This is a genomic window from Seonamhaeicola sp. ML3 (genome assembly GCF_023273855.1).
GTDB lineage: Bacteria > Bacteroidota > Bacteroidia > Flavobacteriales > Flavobacteriaceae > Seonamhaeicola.
The window spans coordinates 756,547-776,811 of record NZ_CP096884.1; the positions used below are offsets into that span (position 1 = coordinate 756,547).

The 20,265-nt window shown below is 36.2% G+C and carries 15 protein-coding genes and 1 tRNA gene; 2 read left to right on the forward strand and 14 right to left on the reverse strand.

Annotated elements, in window-relative coordinates; genetic code table 11:
- Positions 1 to 24: 24 nt before the first annotated feature.
- The 5 genes from M0214_RS03520 to porU form a co-directional block, all read right to left on the reverse strand.
- On the reverse strand, positions 25 to 1,659 hold the full coding sequence (locus M0214_RS03520) for a pyruvate dehydrogenase complex dihydrolipoamide acetyltransferase (protein ID WP_248724088.1): 1,635 nt from the start codon (positions 1,657 to 1,659) through the stop codon (positions 25 to 27).
- A 3-nt stretch (positions 1,660 to 1,662) separates the two neighbouring features.
- Positions 1,663 to 2,661: a pyruvate dehydrogenase (acetyl-transferring) E1 component subunit alpha gene (gene pdhA / locus M0214_RS03525; protein ID WP_248724089.1), complete on the reverse strand. Its 999-nt coding sequence runs from the start codon at positions 2,659 to 2,661 to the stop codon at positions 1,663 to 1,665.
- A 187-nt stretch (positions 2,662 to 2,848) separates the two neighbouring features.
- Complete coding sequence (gene cdd / locus M0214_RS03530) at positions 2,849 to 3,331, reverse strand: cytidine deaminase (RefSeq protein WP_248724090.1); 483 nt, start codon at positions 3,329 to 3,331, stop codon at positions 2,849 to 2,851.
- 83 nt (positions 3,332 to 3,414) lie between these two features.
- A complete protein-coding gene (porV, locus tag M0214_RS03535; RefSeq protein WP_248724091.1) occupies positions 3,415 to 4,617 on the reverse strand; it encodes a type IX secretion system outer membrane channel protein PorV in 1,203 nt (400 codons plus the stop codon).
- Between the two features lie 34 nt (positions 4,618 to 4,651).
- Positions 4,652 to 8,536 (reverse strand): type IX secretion system sortase PorU, encoded by a 3,885-nt coding sequence (gene porU, locus M0214_RS03540; RefSeq protein WP_248724092.1) that lies wholly within the window; start codon positions 8,534 to 8,536, stop codon positions 4,652 to 4,654.
- A gap of 263 nt (positions 8,537 to 8,799) precedes the next feature.
- Here porU and gldJ point away from each other — a divergent pair, with 263 nt between their 5' ends.
- Positions 8,800 to 10,482: a gliding motility lipoprotein GldJ gene (gene gldJ / locus M0214_RS03545; protein WP_248724093.1), complete on the forward strand. Its 1,683-nt coding sequence runs from the start codon at positions 8,800 to 8,802 to the stop codon at positions 10,480 to 10,482.
- 96 nt (positions 10,483 to 10,578) lie between these two features.
- Complete coding sequence (murF, locus tag M0214_RS03550) at positions 10,579 to 11,853, forward strand: UDP-N-acetylmuramoyl-tripeptide--D-alanyl-D-alanine ligase (protein ID WP_248724094.1); 1,275 nt, start codon at positions 10,579 to 10,581, stop codon at positions 11,851 to 11,853.
- Positions 11,854 to 11,996: 143 nt separating this feature from the next.
- Here murF and M0214_RS03555 read toward each other — a convergent pair whose 3' ends face one another.
- The 9 genes from M0214_RS03555 to M0214_RS03595 all read right to left on the reverse strand — a co-directional run bounded on the left by M0214_RS03555 (position 11,997) and on the right by M0214_RS03595 (position 20,252).
- Complete coding sequence (locus tag M0214_RS03555; RefSeq protein WP_248724095.1) at positions 11,997 to 12,767, reverse strand: LuxR C-terminal-related transcriptional regulator; 771 nt, start codon at positions 12,765 to 12,767, stop codon at positions 11,997 to 11,999.
- A gap of 124 nt (positions 12,768 to 12,891) precedes the next feature.
- Positions 12,892 to 12,966, reverse strand: a tRNA-Val gene (locus M0214_RS03560).
- Positions 12,967 to 13,051: 85 nt separating this feature from the next.
- A complete protein-coding gene (locus M0214_RS03565) occupies positions 13,052 to 14,269 on the reverse strand; it encodes a folylpolyglutamate synthase/dihydrofolate synthase family protein (RefSeq protein ID WP_248724096.1) in 1,218 nt (405 codons plus the stop codon).
- A gap of 1 nt (position 14,270) precedes the next feature.
- Positions 14,271 to 15,119 carry an energy transducer TonB gene (locus M0214_RS03570; RefSeq protein WP_248724097.1) on the reverse strand — a complete coding sequence of 283 codons (849 nt, stop codon included), beginning with the start codon at positions 15,117 to 15,119 and terminating at the stop codon, positions 14,271 to 14,273.
- Between the two features lie 31 nt (positions 15,120 to 15,150).
- Positions 15,151 to 15,546: a biopolymer transporter ExbD gene (locus tag M0214_RS03575; RefSeq protein WP_248724098.1), complete on the reverse strand. Its 396-nt coding sequence runs from the start codon at positions 15,544 to 15,546 to the stop codon at positions 15,151 to 15,153.
- A gap of 1 nt (position 15,547) precedes the next feature.
- Positions 15,548 to 16,240 carry a MotA/TolQ/ExbB proton channel family protein gene (locus M0214_RS03580; protein WP_248724099.1) on the reverse strand — a complete coding sequence of 231 codons (693 nt, stop codon included), beginning with the start codon at positions 16,238 to 16,240 and terminating at the stop codon, positions 15,548 to 15,550.
- 45 nt (positions 16,241 to 16,285) lie between these two features.
- A complete protein-coding gene (nhaB, locus tag M0214_RS03585) occupies positions 16,286 to 17,758 on the reverse strand; it encodes a sodium/proton antiporter NhaB (RefSeq protein WP_248724100.1) in 1,473 nt (490 codons plus the stop codon).
- 10 nt (positions 17,759 to 17,768) lie between these two features.
- Positions 17,769 to 18,995: a Glu/Leu/Phe/Val dehydrogenase dimerization domain-containing protein gene (locus M0214_RS03590; protein ID WP_248724101.1), complete on the reverse strand. Its 1,227-nt coding sequence runs from the start codon at positions 18,993 to 18,995 to the stop codon at positions 17,769 to 17,771.
- A 168-nt stretch (positions 18,996 to 19,163) separates the two neighbouring features.
- On the reverse strand, positions 19,164 to 20,252 hold the full coding sequence (locus tag M0214_RS03595; RefSeq protein WP_248724102.1) for an anhydro-N-acetylmuramic acid kinase: 1,089 nt from the start codon (positions 20,250 to 20,252) through the stop codon (positions 19,164 to 19,166).
- Positions 20,253 to 20,265 lie beyond the last annotated feature (13 nt).

The window sequence follows — 20,265 nt, forward strand, 5'->3', positions numbered from 1 at the left end:
TCTTGAAAAGTATTCAATACGATATTACACCAACATGGTTACAGGGTTTTCAATATACCCTTTAAGTGTTTGAAGGAACTGCGCCCCGGTAGCCCCATCAACTGTTCTGTGATCACATGCCAAAGTCAGTTTCATAGTATTACCTACTACTATCTCTCCTTCTTTTACAACAGGTTTTTGAACAATAGCACCTACAGACAAAATAGCTGAGTTAGGTTGGTTGATAATAGATGTAAAATAATCTATACCAAACATACCTAAGTTAGATACCGTGAATGTACTACCAGACATTTCATCTGGAGTTAGTTTTTTATTTCTTGCTTTACCAGCCAATTCTTTAACCTCAGCACCAATTTGTGGTAAAGATTGCTCATTAGCGAAACGCACTACGGGAACTACTAAACCATCTGGCACTGCAACAGCCACACCAATGTGCACATGATTGTTTAAACGCATTTTATCATCGAACCACTGTGAATTTACTTGAGGATGCTCTTTTAAAGCTAAGGCACAAGCTTTCACAACCATATCGTTAAAAGAAATTTTAGTATCTGGAATAGAATTGAATTGTTTACGGAACGCTATAGCATTATCCATATCGAACTCAACAGCTAAATAATAGTGAGGTGCAGAGAATTTAGATTTCGTTAAAGACCTAGCAATTGCCTTACGCATTTGTGAATTAGGAACATCTTCGAAATCTTCTTGACCAGTTGGAACATATTTACCAACAGCTCCTGCTCCTGAACCTGGAACGAAATTCTCAATATCGAATTTTACGATACGTCCGTTCTCTCCTGTTCCTGTTATGTGAGCTAAGTTGATTCCTTTCTCTTCAGCCATCTTTTTAGCCAATGGAGATACAAATACACGCTCCCCTTTTACTGGCTTTTTTGGCTTAGATTCTTTTTTGGTTTCAGCTTTCGGGTCTTCTGCTTTAGGTGCATCAACGGCCTTTGGTGCTTCTGCTTTAGGAGCTTCAGCTGGAGCAGCAGCCACCTTAAAGTTTGCAGCAACACCAGACACGTCTGTTCCAGCAGGACCTATAATAGCTAACAACTCATCTACTTTCGCAGACTCTCCTTCGTCTAAGCCAATATGAAGCAGAGTTCCTGATTGAAAGGACTCGAACTCCATAGTAGCCTTGTCTGTTTCTATTTCGGCTAAAATATCACCTTCTTCAACTGCATCACCTACTTTCTTAATCCAAAGCGCTACGGTACCCTCTTCCATGGTATCGCTTAAACGTGGCATAGTAACTACTACAACACCTTCTGGTAATTCTTGTGTAGGAGCAGTTTCCTCTTGCTTTTCTTCAACAGCTGGAGTAGCTTCTGTAAAATCTACATCAGATACATCTTCATTGGTTTCTGCTGTTGCTGACGCTACACCTCCACTAAGGATTGCAGAAATATCTTCTCCTTCTTCACCTATAATGGCTAAAAGCTCGTCTACTTTTGTAGTTTCTCCTTCTTGAACACCTATATGAAGTAGTGTGCCTTCGTTAAAAGACTCAAACTCCATTGTGGCTTTATCTGTTTCAATTTCGGCTAAAATATCACCTTCTTCTACCTTATCTCCTACTTTTTTTAACCAACTCGCTACGGTACCTTCTTCCATGGTATCGCTTAAACGCGGCATATTTACTACTATTGCCATAGCTTATAATTTGTGTTGTATAAATGGATAATCGTCTTGTTCGTACACCATATCATATAATTGTTGTACTTCTGGGAATGGAGATTCTTCTGCAAATTTTTCGCATTCCAAAACTCTATCCTTAACACGTTTATCGATTACTTTTATTTCTTCTTCGGTTGCATATTTCTTTTCAAGAATAATGTCCTTTACTTGAGTAATAGGATCTATTTTCTTGTATTCTTCAACCTCATCTTTAGTTCTATAATGCTGAGCATCACTCATAGAGTGTCCTCTGTATCGGTAAGTCTTCAATTCTAAGAATGTTGGTCCTCCACCTTTTCTAGCTCTTTGAATTGCTTCATCGAACGCTTCTGCAACTTTTACAGGATTCATACCATCTACAGGAGCAGAAGGCATTTCGTAACCTAAACCTAACTTCCAAATATCGTCATGGTTAGCTGTTCTTTCTACCGACGTACCCATAGCATAACCATTGTTTTCACAAACAAAAACTACAGGTATATTCCAAAGCATTGCTAGGTTGAATGTTTCATGAAGTGAACCTTGTCTCGCCGCACCATCACCAAAGCAACATAAAGTCACAGCATCACTTCCGTGGTACTTATCACCAAATGCAATACCAGCCCCTAAAGGAATTTGCCCTCCAACGATACCGTGTCCTCCATAGAAACGATGTTCTTTAGAAAAGATGTGCATAGAGCCACCCATACCCTTAGAAGTACCTGTTGCTTTACCATACAACTCGGCCATAACGCGTCTAGGATCTTCTCCCATACCTATTGGCTGAACGTGATTCCTGTAAGCAGTAATCATTTTGTCTTTGGTCAAATCCATAGCATGTAAAGCACCAGCTAATACAGCCTCTTGACCGTTATATAAATGTAGAAATCCTCTAACTTTTTGTTGTATATAAACTGCTGCTAGTTTGTCTTCAAACTTTCTCCAGAACAGCATGTCCTCATACCATTTAAGATATGTTTCTTTAGTGATTTTTTGCATCGACTAATATATGGTTTTAATTATGCAGGATACAAAAGTAACACATTGTGTTTTATTGCAAAAACCTAATCTTAGGAAAGTCAAAAAAAATGTCAAAAAAAAGGCTCTAAACTTTGTCTATTGCTTATTTGTTAATTTTTTACGATTTATTGTATTAGATTCAAAATTCACCTTAACAGTAGGGTGATTACAATACAGATTTATCAAAAATAAGCGGTAGCAAATTGGCTAAAGAATTTGACTTGACCACTTTGCCTTTAAGCCCCATAAAATATATCTCGATAGGAGATTCTTGTTTTATCTCATATTCAGCTATGGCTTGTCTACAAGCTCCACAAGGAGGCACAGGTTGTTCTGTTAATTTGTTCTCTGAGCCAGCAATAATAGCCATTCTAAGGACCTTGGAATTTGGATATTGTGCACCTGCGTAGTATATCGCCGTTCGCTCGGCACATAAACCTGAAGGATAGGAAGCATTTTCTTGATTACTACCTGTTATAATTTCATCATTATCCAGAAGCAAGGCAGCACCAACTTTAAAATTAGAATATGGAGCATAGGCTTTTTCTCGTGCCTCTTTGGCTTTATTCATCAAATGGACAACATCTTGGGAAAGGGACTCTAGCCCATCGTAAACAAAAACGGTAGATTCTATTTTTATTTCCTTCATTCTTTTAATGCCCTTGAAAACTCTATTAGACAAAAAAACTATTGCCAAAGACAATAGTTTTCATTAAGCTGTTATTTATTTTTTTAATACTCATAATACTCACCCTCACCAATATTGAAGGTTAGGGAAAAACGCAACGTGTTCTCTAACGGACTCTGTACTTGGGACGCTGAGAACAAATATGATAAATCGATATTCACAACATTTGCCTTAAACCCTGCTCCCAAGGCTAAAAACTTCCTTGCTCCTTTGTCTTCACTTTCATTAAAATACCCAGCTCTAAAAGCAAAAGAGTCTTGATATAAATATTCAGCTCCTAAGGCCCAAGTGAATTCTTTTAGCTCTTCACTAAAACCATCAGGCGCATCTCCAAAGGACTGAAACATCCCACTTAAAAAGCTAACATCTGGATCTTTACCCTCTACGATAATTGTAGGTTCATCGGAATCTTGATTCCCATCTCCATCATTATCAATAAAACCTAAAACCGGAGGAGTAGGCACCAATAGTTTAGTCACTTCTGCCGTAACAGAAACCTTGTTATAATCATCAAATATAAAATCGAAACCTCCACCTAAACGTAAATTTGTGGGCTGAAAATTTTCTTGGCCTGCATCGTCATATTTAAAAGTTGGACCAATGTTTTGAATAGCAAAACCTGCACGCCACCTTCCGTTAAAGTCTGAATAGGCTTGTTCCTCTCCTTGATAGTACCCCGAAATATCAACTCCAAAAGTACTTGCAGCCGATATGTCTCCATCTACTCCTGTAAGCCTTAAATCAGACCTTAGATAACGCATGGCTACAGACATTCCAAACTGATCACTTAAACGTAAAGCATAAGAGGCATCTAGAGTTAACTCATTCGGTCTTTGAATTAAGGGTGAAGCAAATTCATCGGCAACAAACTCTATATCTCCGAGCGAGAAGTATTTTAAACTTACTGCGAATGCACTTTTCTCGTCTAGTCTATTAAAATAGGTTACGTTTCCTAGGAATATGTCATTAACCAATTTACTCAAATAAGGTGTGTAACTAACCCCAATACCAGATTTTGCTTCAGAAAACACATACTTTGCAGAATTCCATTGTTGTGAAAATGCGTCTACCGATGTTGCTACACCAATATCACCCATACCTGCCGCTCTGGCATCTGGAGCAATTAATAAAAATGGTACTCCTGTTGTGATTACACGTTTATCTTGATTAGGTAATATCACGGTTTCTTGGGCAGAAACCTTTAGTATAAAGGCTAGTGCTAAGACTAGAAATATTCGATTCTTCATGAAAATGTTTTTATTTAACAAATATAATTCTTTATTAGAGTATGACAAGTTTCTCTATTTTTTCTACTTTTTTATTCGATAAGCTGGAGCGTACCGTGAGTTTATAGACATATACACCTTTCCCTATTTTATCACCAAAATCATCTCTTCCATCCCAAACTAAATCCCTTGACAAGGAACTCGTTGTTTTGAATCCTCCAGAGGTTTGCCCATTTATCGTTTTGATAAGTTTACCTGATACTGTAAATATTTGTATTGAAACGTCTAAAGGCTCTGAACTATTGTGGTTGAACCAAAATTCTGTATAATCTACAAACGGATTGGGATAATTCAACACATTATTGATGACAAGTTCTTGATTTTGATTATGGACTACAAATTGAATTTCAGAAGTAGAGGAGTTATTATAAACATCCCATGCTCTCATTGACAACGTATGTAATCCAGGCTCAATATTCCTAAGGGGAAAACTTACCACACCTTTGGTATAGTCATCAACTTCTGCCTGGTAGTAATCATTCAAAACAATTGGATTGGTTTCATCACCATCAATAATAGCTAAAATATCATGCCCCACTCCACTAGATGTATTGATACCATTAGCATCTTCGAGCTTCGCCAACAACGTTGGTGATTCGTTGGTGATACCTCCCGACACAAAATTTTCGTCATTCATAAACAGATTAATGACAGGCCCTATGTTATCCTCTTCTGCATTATCATTAATCCCACCAATTCTTAACGTATTTAAACTAGCACCCGATTGGTTCTCTGATAAATCATCGTTTTGAGCATAAAAACTTATTTTTCCGAGTCCAACCGGAATACCGATATCTTTTGGCACTACAAATTCGAACTCAAAATCTCCATCGACCACAGATGCCTGACCTCTAAAAACAACCTCACCTAAAGTTCTAAAGTCTAACTTCACCACATTTCCACCAACACTAACACCATCATTGGCCAATGTTTGCCTCTCTAAAAATTTATCATATATAGTCGCCGAGAGCACACCGCTATAGTTATTTAATTTATTGCCAGAAAGATCTGCAACCTCACCTGTTAACTTCACTTTACTTAAAGCTTTTAACGTATCGGTAGACTGACCAATTGGGACATCATTAAGTCTTGTTAAGCGTATGTTAGGCTCAGGGAAGGCTAACTTCATTGCTGGATCACCAATAAAGAACACCAAACGTTTTTGAGGATTATTGGCAACAATAGGGTCGTTCTTAGCCAACCTCAAAGCCTCTGCCATTGAAGGGTATTCAAAATCTGAAAAATTATCGTTGTCGCTGTATGAAAAAAGATATTGCCCAAACTCTCTATTGAAATCTACCCCAAAATTAACAAAGACTTGTCTTGTTGTGGTTATGAGCGCTATTGCTCCTGCCTGTTTGTTCCAATACGTAAATTCTCCTGCAGTTTCCCTAAATGGATTATCGAAGCGTGTAAACTCACAGGTCACAGTTACAAAACAGTTGAGTTTGCAAAAATTCCGTAAACCATTAATATCGGTCTTAAGAAAAATTCTTTCAGCTGCTAGACCATCCTCTCCTCCATGTCCAAAGTAGTTAACCACCAAAGCACCACTATCTATGGCGTTGACTATTTCATTTGTAACCTCGGGATACCTATCTCCTCCTGCAGAGGTTTCTTGTTCAAAGGCATCAGAGTGTATCTTTTTCACATTGATAAAGGACTTTTCTTGTTCTACCCTATTACCAATTTCATCGGTAGTCTCCTGAAGACCTATGGGTATTTCGTTATCAGGGTCATCAGAAACAACTACAAAATTATTTCTCCAACTACCAAAGGATTCTTTGGAGTAATACGATTCTATTTTATCTACTAGTTCATTAGCTCTTTGAGGTGTATCGGCTAAAATTCTTCCAACTGCAATATCTAGCCTATCACTCGTTCGCATAGTCCCTTCATTTTCGTCCATCATACCATAGAAGTCATCAGACACAAAAGATGCAGCGAAGTTAAAACTATTATAGGAGTGCCAGGAAGGCACAATATTGGTGTTATTGGGAACGCGATTTTTGTAATCAAAAGAGCCATCACCAAATAAACAAAGATATTTTATCCTATTCTCAGGGCTACTCGCATTATCATATACATATTTAACCAAATTCCTTATTGCTCCTATATCCTGATTCCCAGTACTGAATTCATTATAAATTTCATCTAAACCCAGAACTTTCACATTTAAATCATACTGTTTTCTATTAATTGATGCTAAACGATTTGCTTGATTCAACATATTATTAGGCGCCACTATCAAATAATCTATATCACCAAATCCACCTTCTTCATCTTGAAAAATAGTGCCTTTTATATTTTGATTGGCTAAAGTTGTCTTCGAATCGAATTTAGGTGAATAAAAATCCTGAGGTGTTACCGCAACAAAAGTTTTAAGACTTCCTAATTCTGAAGTGAAATTAATTTCGCTGTTTGATTCACTATTAATGAAACTTGCAACATTATATATGTCTGTGACATCCCAAATTTCTGACACATCGGCGGTATTAGAAATATTATACTGCCCAATACCAGACGCTGTTACAACATTATTATTACTAAACTGAAACTGAGTACCACTAAAACGAAGTGCCCGCTCTACCTCTATGGATATGTAATCCAAGTACCCTATTGCACTTGGGTTCCCATTGTTATTGTAATTGAGGGTTATTTCCACTTTGGGGTTGTTAATTTGGATATCCCTATTTAAAAAAGCCTCTCCTCCAACGGTTAAATTTGTTGCACCAAACAATGTCAAATCGGCTATATTAGAACCATTAACAGACACTCCCACAGAACTGTTTGTAGATGAGGCAGCAGCAAAATACACCTTCAATCTTGCTGGTTGTGAAACTACGAGATCTGGGAAATTAAACTCGAACGTCTTAGTGTTATCCACATCAAATAAATCACCGAACCAGCGCCTTCCCAAGGAAGCTATGTTGTGTACATCTAATTCATGATATTTGTAATCATGAAATGTATCTATGTTTGAATCTATATTTCCTTGCGGCTGAGAAAAAGGTTGTATTCGCTTACCGGCACCTGAACTTACGTTAATAAAATAATATGTTCTATCTGTATATGCATTTATGTGCGTATTACTCTCTGCAGTAAAACCTTTTGGCCCACGACCATAGAACATTATATAATCGTCATTATCAAAAACACCATCTTCCTCTCCAATAAATTTTATGGCATTTTCCACAACATCAAAGGGATAAGGTTCCGAATTGGAATAAGGAATCATAGCTCCTCCATTACCATAAAGCTTTATAGTTCTTGGATCTACATTATTCACATTGACACCTAGTCTTTGTAAAAAACTCTTAGTTAATTTAAAAACACCCGTAGTATCAATGTAAAACCTATACCAGTTTCCAGAACTCAACACCGAATTAGAAACTACTTTAGAGGTCTTGAAATTTCTACTAGATTTTACACCCTTACCAGTTTTATTGGTAGTATATCTAATTTCAAAAGATTCAAGTTTTTTGTAAGCGCCATTAGAATCTTTGATAAATGGTGAAGTTTGAAAAAAAGCATATAACTTACTTCTTGTTTTCGAATTGGTTAGACTGTAGTTAAATTTATTGGGTATTTTAGAAGTATCTAAATCGAATAATTCAGTTTTCGAAATTGGAGTATAAACTATATTTTCGACCCGAACGCTACTTTCATTAATTGGTCCTACTACTTCCCATTGATCTACAAAAAGTAAGCCTTTTTCTGGAGTACAAACACCATATTGACCATCTAGTCCCGGAAATTTTAATTTTAGCTTTCCTGAGACCATAACTCTTGGCTCACCCCATTGTAGCTTGTAAGATTTTTGCTGAGAAAAACCAACAAATGTCGTGATTAAGCAAAGTAGCAATATTTTCTTTTTCATCAATACAGTAACGCCTCGAACTATCTGTATATTATAGTTTAAAGGGCAATTTTTCATATGCTCACAAAAATACAATAATAAATTAGTAAAACATACGTTATTACTTCACAAATAATAGGTTGAAAACCGCAAAATCATCGATAAAAAGCATCAAAAACAAGTTGAAATACACATTTTTTTGGTTAAAATGCAAAAAATAGCTTGCGTTATTGGGTTAAATTCTTATATTGCAGCTCCAAAATATTATTAGCTTACTTAAACTTATGTATATGAAAAAAGTAGTAGTATTCAAGATTTTGTTAGTTTCTGCACTAACAATTACTACAACTAGTTGTAAAAAATCTTCGAGTTCAAAAAATACTTCAAGAGCTACCGGATGGCAAATAAATTCCAGAGAAGGTGGCTTTCAGTACAATACTAACTTCAGTGAACAAGAAACCTCTCCTGGGCTTGTTTTCATTGAAGGAGGAACTTACACTAAAGGTAGAGTTCAGGATGATGTTATGCATGATTGGAACAATAGCCCAACACAGCAGCATGTACAATCTTTTTACATGGATGAAACTGAGGTTACCAATTTAATGTATGTTGAGTACCTAGATTATATGAAAAAATTATACCCACCTTCTGAAGATGGTTATCAAAACATATACACAGGTTGTCTCCCTGACACGCTTGTTTGGAGAAATCGTTTAGGTTACAACGAGGTTATGACAGAAAACTATCTGCGTCACCCAGCATATGCAGAATATCCTGTTGTTGGTGTTAGCTGGATACAAGCCACCGAATTTGCTAAATGGCGTACAGATAGAGTTGCGGAATTAAGCCTACAAAGAGAAGGCTTCAGAACCATAGACCCCAACAATACCGACCCAGACAGTAACTTTACGGTTAACAGATATGCACACGACCCAAGTTCTCTTGACAACAGCGATATTGAAGATGGAAGAGGTAGAACAAGAAGAAACACAAGAGTTGATGCCGACGGAAATGAAATAAATGTTTATGCTACTAAAGAATCTGGTATCATTGGCCCAAAGTATAGACTTCCCACAGAAACAGAGTGGGAATACGCTGCTTTAGGTTTAAGTGAATTAAGAAGCTATAATTTATACAGAGGTAGAAAAAAATACCCATGGGATGGTCAATACACACGTAACGGAAGCAGAAAGTATCGTGGAGACCAGTTGGCCAACTTCAAACAAGGAAAAGGTGATTATGGCGGAATCGCAGGATGGTCTGACGATGGTGCTGATATCACAAATGCTGTAAAATCTTACGCACCAAACGACTATGGTTTATATGATATGGCAGGAAATGTAGCAGAATGGGTAGCTGATGTATACAGACCTATTGTTGACGATGAATTTAATGACTTTAATTACTACCGTGGAAATGTTTACACCAAAAATGCTATCAACGATGACGGTTCTGTTAAAGTTGTAACTGTTGACGAGATTGTTTACGACACACTTTCTAACGGAAAAATAGTTGCCAGAAATTTACCTGGAGAAATTGCTCAAGTTCCAGTTGATGAAAACGAAACCTATCTTCGTACAAACTTTGATAGAAGTAACGAAATCAACTTTAGGGATGGTGATAGACGTTCATCACGTTACTACGAAAGCTTTAACGAAGAAGAAGGAGAAGACGGAACTAGCGGTTCTGCAACAAGAAAAATGTACAACTCTCCTAAACACACAATTACCAGAGATGAAGATGGTAATATTGTTAGAGAGTATGACAAGGACAATAACAGAACGTCTTTAATAAACGACAAAGTAAGAGTTTATAAAGGTGGCTCTTGGAAAGATAGAGAATACTGGCTAGACCCAGCTCAAAGACGCTATTTCCCACAAGATATGGCAACAGACTACATTGGGTTTAGATGTGCGATGTCTCGTGTTGGCTCTAAGAGTAAAGCTAAAAATAAAACCAAGAACTAGTTAATCGTTCTTCCTAATGATACAAATTAAAAGTCCTAGCTAGATGTTAGGACTTTTTTAATACATTTAACCGAAAACTCTTTTACATTAAACACATTGAATACAGAACAATTACATCAGCTTTTTTTAACATGTCGCACAGCTTGTACAGATACACGAAAAATCCAAGCAAACGATATGTTTTTCGCCTTAAAAGGTGATAATTTTAACGGTAATACGTATGCTGCTCAAGCTATTGAGAAGGGTGCTAAATATGCTATTGTTGATGAAGAAGAATTTGTAACTCAAGAAAATATTATTCTATGCGATAATGTTCTGGACTCACTCCAAAAACTCGCCTCTTTTCACAGAGTTTATTTAAAGACTCCCATTATTGCTCTTACTGGCAGTAATGGCAAAACTACTACCAAAGAACTCATTAATGCTGTACTATCCCAAAAATTCAAAACTACTGCCACAATTGGTAATTTAAACAATCATATTGGCGTGCCTTTAACATTACTTTCTATGAATAAAGAAACAGAAATTGGCATAGTTGAAATGGGAGCAAACCATCAAAAGGAAATAGAATTTCTATGTAATATTGCTAAGCCAGATTATGGACTCATCACCAACTTCGGGAAAGCCCACTTAGAGGGTTTTGGTGGTGTTGAAGGTGTTATAAAAGGAAAAAGCGAAATGTACGGCCATATTATAGCAAACGATAAACTGTTGTTCGTTAATGCTGAAGACAAAATTCAATTAGAAAAATCTCAACATGGCAATAAGTTCACCTTTGGAAAAGACAACCAGGATGTAAACATCGAAATATCAAGCACCAATCCGTTTGTAAACTTGACTTACCACAATCTACAAATAAAAAGTCAATTAATCGGCGATTACAATTTTACAAATATTGCTTTCGCTATTAGTATTGGCAATTATTTTAAAGTTGAAGACACAACAATTAAATCGGCCATAGAGAATTATATCCCCAGCAATAACAGATCGCAAATTATAGAAAAAGAGAATATTAAAATCATTTTAGACGCTTATAATGCTAATCCAACAAGCATGAAAGCAGCACTTTCTACTTTTGAAAAGTATTCAGGAAAAAAAGTTGCTGTTTTAGGAGATATGTTTGAGCTGGGCTCAGATTCTGAAACTGAACACCAAACTATTGTTGATTTAGCCTGTAGTCTCAACATAGACAACTTATTTTTTATTGGTGAGAACTTTTTTAATTCTGATTTAAAATCAAATAAGGCCAGTAAGTTTAAGTCTTTTGAAGATTTTGCTTCACAGATAAAATCGTTAAACTTAAACAAGAATACCATATTAATCAAAGGGTCAAGAGGCATGGCCCTGGAAAGAACACTGTACATATTATAAAAAAAGAAAGTGCCACAAAGCAAAAGCTTAAAAGTGACACTTCTTGTAAGTTCTCCCTAAGAACTAATTAATAGCAGTATAAAGGTCTTGAATTAATAAAAAATGAGCAATACTCAATTTGAGTATTTTAAACTTAAAATAAATTAAATGATAGTTCCGTGTGTTTTTATGTGGGCCATAAGCTCACCTGTTGAAGATAATTGAAGTTTCCTCAATATATTTCTTCTGTGTGTATCTACTGTATGAGAACTAATATTGAGTAGCTCTCCTATTTCTTTACTCGACTTATTCAACAATAATAGTCTGATAACATCTCGCTCTCTGTTACTTACACCTTCAGTTAACAATTTCTGAGAGAAATTATTAAAATATTTAGTTTCATATTCGCCGTTGTCATTTAAGAGTTTTGCTGAAGCCGTAACATCAAGTTTGACGTTAGAATCTAGTACAGTGTAATGTGCTAAACCAATGATTGGTTTTGAGTCGGCATCTAAGCCTAGAGGAGTTGTATTTTGAATAATATTAAGGTACTTGTCTTGAGCATTTTTAAAACGATAGTTCCATGTATAACTCATTTTAACTCTATCATTCTGTGAAATGGAGTCCATTGTAAAACGCATCAAATCATTCAAAGCTGCCAACCATGGCTCAATATCATCAGGATGAATTCTACCCCAAAAATAGCGCATTCCCCCATTTAGTAATTCTTTTTTATCAATACCTAAACAAGACCCCATGTTTTTACTAACATACTCAAAAGAGAGTTCTTGGGTATTAGTAATACAAAAAAAGGTAGAATTATAAGGCCAGTAAGCATCTAGTTCTATTATTTTCTGAATATGCTTCTCGAGAGAGGGGTTATCGTAAGATTTAAATATATCTTGATAGACTAGTTTTATATCTTTTATGATCATCTTTTTCAATACAATTCAACATAAAATTAAGAAAAAGGAATTAAAAAGTTACTCTTGGAGCAAATATAAAACTGACGGTAAATAAAAAATCCGACTTGAAATTCAAATCGGATTTTAACTGTTGTGGGCGCGAAGGGATTCGAACCCCTGACCCCTTGGGTGTAAACCAAGTGCTCTGAACCAACTGAGCTACGCGCCCTTATTAGGCTTTACAATCATCACTCTGATTGCGGATGCAAATATAACCTAGTTTTTAATATTGCAAAAACTTTTTTAAATAAAATTTAAATTATTTCAGCGACTACAAAAGTACTCCCTCCTACAAAAACAAAATCTGCAGAAGACACATTCTGCAATGCATTTTTATAAGCCTCGTTTACAGAGCCGTATGCATCACCTCGTAACCCATTATCATTAAAAAACCGTTTTAACTCTTTAGCCGGTAGCCCCCTAGATATCTCAGGTTTACAGAAATAATAAACAGCTTGTTTAGGTAATATGTCTATTATTGAATCGAGATCTTTATCATTAACTACACCAAAAACAATATGAAGCGTTTTAAACGTTTCTTTTTTTATTTGCTCCATAACATAAGTCAACCCTTCTCGGTTATGACCTGTATCACAAACTACTTTAGGGTTTTCCTTTATAACTTGCCAACGCCCTAGCAACCCTGTGTTTTTTGTAACATTGAGTAGACCACTTTTCAGACATTCTTCGGGAATAGCCCACCCTTTAAAAGTTAATTCTTTTATGGCCTGTATGGCTGTTTTTATATTTTTGAATTGATAAGACCCTTTCAAATCACTTTCCAATACAAGCTCAACTTCATTATCAGCAAATGTGATATTAGAGTTATTTTGCGCTGCTATTGTCTTGAAAACATCTTTTGTTTCATTCTGTGTCTCCCCAATAACGACTGGAACCTGAGGTTTTATTATACCTGCCTTTTCACCAGCAATCTTTTTAAGTGTATTCCCTAAAAACTGAGTGTGATCTAGCCCTATATTAGTTATAACGGAGAGCTCTGGAGTTATTACATTAGTGGAATCTAATCGTCCTCCCAATCCAACTTCAACAACAGCAATATCGACTTTCTGCTTTGAGAAATATTCGAAAGCCATTCCAACGGTCATTTCAAAAAAAGATAATTGATTTTTTTCGAAAAACCCTTTATTCCGCTTAACAAAGCCCATGACAAATTGTTTGTTTACAACTTGTCCGTTAATTTTAATTCGTTCCCTAAAATCTTTTAAGTGTGGTGATGTGTATAATCCAACCTTATAACCAGCTTCTTGTAAAATCGAAGCCAACATGTGGCTGGTGGACCCTTTGCCGTTAGTCCCAGCAACATGAACAGACTTGAAATTTAAATGCGGATTATTTAAATGCTCAACAAGTAAATACGTATTACTTAAATCGGCCTTATATGCTGATTTTCCCTGACGCTGATACATAGGAAGTTGTGCAAACAACCAATTAAGAGTATCTTGATAGGTCATTCTATTGCCCTAATTTAAAATTAACCGTAACAAAACCTATCTGTCTTGCCGGTGCCTTAGAATCAGGTCGCCATTTATGCGATTCGGCTATTTTTTTAGCAGGATCAAGTAGACACTGAGCTGTATTTGTGGTTCCTTTAACACCAGGTGTTGCCTTAATGACATTACCATTTCTATCTACTTCAATTCTAACTACAACTCTACCAGATTGATTACAGTCTTGCTTTAGTATTTTAAATGTAGCGCTACCCCTTCCATTTAATCCATAGCCAATACCTCCACTTCCAGAACCCGGGTCTCCAAAATAACTAGGCGCATAAGGGTTTCCATCTAATTGTCCCTTGTCACCAGGACTATTATCATTGCCTTCGCCACCGGTTTCAGACCCTTCAGATTTATTTATACCCCCGAATAAGGCATCTATTTTTTTCTTCTTTTCCTCTTTCTCCCGCTCCTCTTTAGCCATACGCTCAGCTTCAGCCTTAGCTTTTGCTTCTGCTATAGCTTTGGCCTTGGCTTCAGCCTCCTTTTGTTTTTTAATAGCAATAGCCGCTTCATCTTCTTGAGTTAACACCTCTTCTTTCACCTCTTCGGCTTTAGCAGGCTGGGATTCTACAGCTTGGTCTTGAGGTTTCTGTTCTATTTGTTTAGGTTCTGATTTTATGGGTTCTTTGGGTTGAACTCTCCCCTGTCCTGTGTTGGAAGTACCAAAATTAACGGCTACACCATATTCTTCGGGCGGATCCATATACTGGGGACCTAACACGAAAATCATTAACAACAAAATCAAAGTAATCAGGAAGGTGATTTTCGCTGAATCTTTTTCATGCTTTGTTTTTAAATATTTCATGTGTATTGATTTGGTATCTTGAGATTAGATGCTATCTCGATGATTTTACTGCCAAAGTAGATTTTATTTTATTCCTGTTGGCAATGTCCATAATATAAACTACATGTTTCATCTCCACATCCCTATCAGACCTTATAGTAATCGAAGATGTACTACTACCCTGCATAGCCGTTAAAATAGCATTTTCTAACTGACTTTTGGGCACCATCTTCATATCAACGAAGTATTGATGCTTCTTATTAACACTAACAGATATATTTTTAACCTGTGTAGTTTTGCTGGAAGATTTAGGTAATAATAAATCAATAGCTTCAGCAGAAACTAATGTGGAAGCAATCATAAAAAAAATCAAAAGCAGAAATACAATATCCGTCATAGACGACATATTGAACTCTGGCGTTACTTTATTTCTTCCTCTAAAATTCATATTAAGTAGGCTCGTTTAAGTGATCCAAAAACTCTAACGAATTAGCCTCCATTTGGTAAACCACTTTATCTGTTCTAACGACCAAATGGTTGTAAGCTATGTAGGCCACAATACCTACAATTAAACCACCTACCGTGGTTGTCATTGCGGTATACAAGCCGCCTGCTAATACATCCATTTGAATAGAGCCTCCTGCATTGGCCAACTCGAATATTGCCAATATCATACCAACAACCGTACCAAGGAAACCAATCATTGGCGCTGCACCAGATATTGTTGCAAGAATACTAACATTCTTTTCTAAACCATAAATCTCTAACCTACCTGCATTTTCAATAGCTGTATTAATATCGGCTAAAGGTTTACCTATTCTCGTAATGCCTTTTCCTATTAATCTAGATACTGGTGAATTGACTTGAGCACACAACATTTGAGCCGAATCTATCTTACCGTTACTTACATGATCTTTGATTTGATTCATGAAATTCGCATCTACTTTCGAAGCAGCCTTTATTGCAAATAACCTTTCAAAATAGATGTAAATAGCAAAGACCAATAATAGAAACAATATGGCTATAATAACCTGACCAGCAACACCGCCGCTAGTTATAAGCTCAATTATTGAAAGTGTTTTTTCTACAGATTCTCCTTCAGAAAGCGCTTCAGTTGCTTCTTGAGTATTTTGTAAAATCATAAATTTATTTTTGCTTTATTAACTAACGAAAGTATAAAGATAAAATTATACTAGAATTAATTTAACCATTAAATAGCCTAATCCTCCTAGCACAATAGTGTAAGGCAAAGCCATTTTCACCATTTTACCGTAAGAAAGATTAATTAAAGGTGCTAACGAAGAGGTTAATAAGAACAAGAAAGCGGCTTGTCCATTAGGTGTTGCTACACTAGGTAAATTAGTTCCCGTGTTAATCGCTATAGCTAATTTCTCAAAATGCGCTCTGTCTATAGCCCCACTCTTAAAGGCTTCTTGTACTTCACCAATATAAACTGTGGCTACAAAAACATTGTCACTTATTGCTGAAAGCACCCCATTAGCCAAATAAAACAAACCAGGTTGTGTGTCAGGACTTTGCTCCAAGGCCCAGTGAATAATTGGACTAAACAAGTGCTGATCATGAATCATGGCTACTATAACAAAGAAAACCACTAAAAGCCCCGTAAACGGTAATGCTTCCTCAAAAGCATGACCTAATCTATGTTCCTCGATAATACCCATAAATGCTGTTTGGACTATTATAAGAGCCAAACCAATAAAACCTACTGGTGCTACATGAAGTGCCAAACCGGCAATTAATAAAATTGCTGCTACCGCTTGAACAATCAATCCATACTTCTCCTTATCTGATCTTTTAGCATCTTCTTCTAAAGTATAGTTTTCTATTATCTTAGCAGCTACTTCAGGTAATTTAGCGCCAAAGCCGAACGAACCTGTTAACTCTAACACTACTGTAGTTAGCATTCCTGCTACTAAAACCGGCAGGGTTATCGGTGCCATTTGCAAGAAGAATTGAATAAAATCCCAACCCATTCTTTCACCAATCAGTAAGTTTTGTGGTTCTCCCACCAAAGTACATACGCCACCTAAGGCCGTCCCTACAACACCATGCATTATTAAACTTCTCAAGAAACTACGGAACTGCTCCAAAGTTTCTCCGCTTAATTCTTTTCTATCAACAACACCACTCTTATCATAATCGGAATCTCCAGAATGGATTTTATGATAAACACCATAAAAACCAACTGCAACACTAATTAGAACGGCTGTTACTGTTAAAGCATCTAAAAAGGCTGATAATATCGCAGACAGAAAGACAAACAGTAAAGACAAAACCATTTTCGACTTTATTTTTGTGAACACTTTACTAAAAATGAACATGAGTAGCGGTTTCATAAAGAAAATACCTGCTACCATAAACACCAATAATAAGACCACCTCTAGGTTTTGATCTACTTCATGGTAAGCATTATGAGGTGTTGTCAATCCCAAAGCCATTACTTCTATAGCTAATAAACCTCCAGACTGAAGTGGATAACATTTTAACGCCATCGCCAATGTGAAGATAAATTCCCCTATGAACAACCAAGATGTTACCGTTTTACCTAAAAGGAAAAAAGAAAAGATATTGAAAATTAAAAACCCAACTATTGTTAGTTTGAACCATTTGGGACTATTCCCCAAGAAATACTTTAACATGAAATTTGTTTTAGATAAGTTGATTTAATGCAATTTCGAAAGCTGTAGCGCTCAAACCTGTTTTCGATTGGTTTTCACGATGTACTTTTTCAATTGCTTTTTTTATTGTTTTTGATATATCGTTAAAAATGGCTTCGTCCGTCATTTGCACTTTACGTTCCATAAAATATGCAAATACCCTTGCTATACCACAATTTGAAATAAAATCCGGAATGAGACTAACACGCCCATCGGTATGTTCCATGATAGGACCAAAGAAAATTTCCTTATCTGCAAAAGGCACATTTGCCCCGCAAGAAATCACTTCTAATCCACTATCAATCATTGTGTTGATTTGATTTAGGGTTATTAAACGTGAGGCCGCACATGGTGCGAAAATCTCAGCATTTATTTTCCATATCATCTCATTAGCCTCCTCAAACGGAATTCTATTTTCAGCTGCTAATGTATTACCCTTTTTGGATAGAAAAAAATGACTTATATCATCAAAAGAAAAACCAGCTTCATTTATTAGGCCTCCTGTAGAATCTATTATTCCAACAACTTTTACTCCCATTTGGGATAAATAATATGCGGCGGCGGCACCAACATTTCCGAACCCCTGAACAACAGCTCTTTTTCCACTTACACGCCCACCATAAACTGAATAATAATGTCTTACAGATTCTGCGACACCGAATCCCGTAGCCATATCGGCTAAAGTATACTTCCTGGAAACGTCTGGTGTGTAGCTTGGGTTTTCAATAACTTTAACAACCCCTTGCCTTAATTGTCCTATTCTATTGATTTTATCAGCTTCCGAAGGTTTAAAATGCCCGTTAAAAACACCCTCTTGAGGGTGCCAAACCCCTGATTCTTCTGTTATTGGAATGACCTCATTAGTTTCACTTACGTTCATATCGCCCCCAGTTCCATAATAACTTTTCAGTAATGGGGAAACAACAGCATACCAACGCTTTAAAACTCCTTTTTTTCTTGAATCTTGAGGATTGAAGTTAATACCAGACTTGGCTCCTCCTATAGCAGGACCAGAAACGGTAAATTTAATTTCCATTGTTTTAGCCAAAGATAACACCTCATTCATATCTAACCCCTTTCGCATTCGTGTACCACCACCTGCAGCTCCGCCCCTTAAAGAGTTTATCACCACCCATCCTTCTGCATCTGTTTTGGAATCTTTCCAATGAAAAACTATTTCTGGTTCTTTATTCTCGTATCGTTTTAATAATTCTTTCACATCTTTAAATTTTACATAAAATGATTTTCAACTTTGCACTCATGCACTTATTCCTAATACTTATCGTCCTAGAATAGCTATAGCTGAGTCATTTTATAAAAATGTTAGAATTACCTGAGTAACAAATATAAAAAACTAAAAGTCTTAAATATTAATTTTAAATTAATTTTATGGCATATAAACTTTACCCGAACTATGGCTCTTAGCGGCACCTGTGACGCTTTGTAAACAGTTAATTTCATCCCTAAGTTTTAAAACACCCAAAAAACCAAATATGAGTGCTTCCTTAAATTCAACAATTTCGTTCGAAGGTACTATGATATCATTTCCTGAAAGTTCTCTAATTCGCTCCATTAAAAACAGATGGTAAGCGCCTCCTCCTGTAATCAAAACAGAGCTTTGAGGTTTTCCTGAAATACTATTTGCTATCTGAATTACAATGTGCTCTACAAAGGTTCTGAGAATATTGTGTAGGTTCCTTTCATGTTTATCAATTAAAGGCAATATATTTTCTTGAACCCATTCCAAACCCAGAGACTTGGGAGGTGGTTTTTTATAGAATGCCAATTCATTAAGCGCTTCTAATAAAACGGTATTTACATCTCCCGAAGCGGATAAACTACCTTTATCATCATACTCTAGCCCTATACTCTTAACGTAATGGTTTAAAACTATATTTACAGGACAAATATCATATGCAATACGCTCATTATCAATTTCGGTTGAAATATTCGCGAAGCCCCCTAAGTTGATACAATAGTCATAATCTGAAAAGAGCAACTTATCTCCAATAGGCACCAGAGGCGCTCCCTGACCACCCAATTCTACATCTTGAACTCTAAAATCACAAACTACCAATTGATTTAACAAGGTTGCTAATTTTGGCAGATTCCCAATCTGATAGGTTAGTTTTAAATGCGGCTGATGCAATGCCGTATGACCATGGGAGCATACCGCATCAATATCAACTATGTGGTTATCTTTTATAAAACCATTGATAACCTTGGCTAAATAAGCCGTATAAGCTTCATCAATGTGCTTTAATTCTTCTTTCGTGTTGTTTACCAAGTTACCTAGATCCTGTTTCCAATGTTTATTATAGGACTGATTTTCAACATCATTAATTTTGAAACTCCATTTTTCTTTAAACGAAAAAGTAGCATAAACAAGGTCTATACCGTCGAGTGAAGTCCCTGACATTAGCCCAATAACATTATAGGTCGATTTTATCATATTCACAAAAATAGAGATATCCATTAAAAATATTACA

Bases quoted from the DNA above. Each gene is read 5' to 3' on its own strand.
- M0214_RS03520 (WP_248724088.1), bottom strand. From the start codon at position 1,659: ATGGCAATAGTAGTAAATATGCCGCGTTTAAGCGATACCATGGAAGAA.
- pdhA (WP_248724089.1), bottom strand. From the start codon at position 2,661: ATGCAAAAAATCACTAAAGAAACATATCTTAAATGGTATGAGGACATG.
- cdd (WP_248724090.1), bottom strand. From the start codon at position 3,331: ATGAAGGAAATAAAAATAGAATCTACCGTTTTTGTTTACGATGGGCTA.
- porV (WP_248724091.1), bottom strand. From the start codon at position 4,617: ATGAAGAATCGAATATTTCTAGTCTTAGCACTAGCCTTTATACTAAAG.
- porU (WP_248724092.1), bottom strand. From the start codon at position 8,536: ATGAAAAAGAAAATATTGCTACTTTGCTTAATCACGACATTTGTTGGT.
- gldJ (WP_248724093.1), top strand. From the start codon at position 8,800: ATGTATATGAAAAAAGTAGTAGTATTCAAGATTTTGTTAGTTTCTGCA.
- M0214_RS03555 (WP_248724095.1), bottom strand. From the start codon at position 12,767: ATGATCATAAAAGATATAAAACTAGTCTATCAAGATATATTTAAATCT.
- M0214_RS03565 (WP_248724096.1), bottom strand. From the start codon at position 14,269: ATGACCTATCAAGATACTCTTAATTGGTTGTTTGCACAACTTCCTATG.
- M0214_RS03570 (WP_248724097.1), bottom strand. From the start codon at position 15,119: ATGAAATATTTAAAAACAAAGCATGAAAAAGATTCAGCGAAAATCACC.
- M0214_RS03575 (WP_248724098.1), bottom strand. From the start codon at position 15,546: ATGAATTTTAGAGGAAGAAATAAAGTAACGCCAGAGTTCAATATGTCG.
- M0214_RS03580 (WP_248724099.1), bottom strand. From the start codon at position 16,240: ATGATTTTACAAAATACTCAAGAAGCAACTGAAGCGCTTTCTGAAGGA.
- nhaB (WP_248724100.1), bottom strand. From the start codon at position 17,758: ATGTTAAAGTATTTCTTGGGGAATAGTCCCAAATGGTTCAAACTAACA.
- M0214_RS03595 (WP_248724102.1), bottom strand. From the start codon at position 20,252: ATGGATATCTCTATTTTTGTGAATATGATAAAATCGACCTATAATGTT.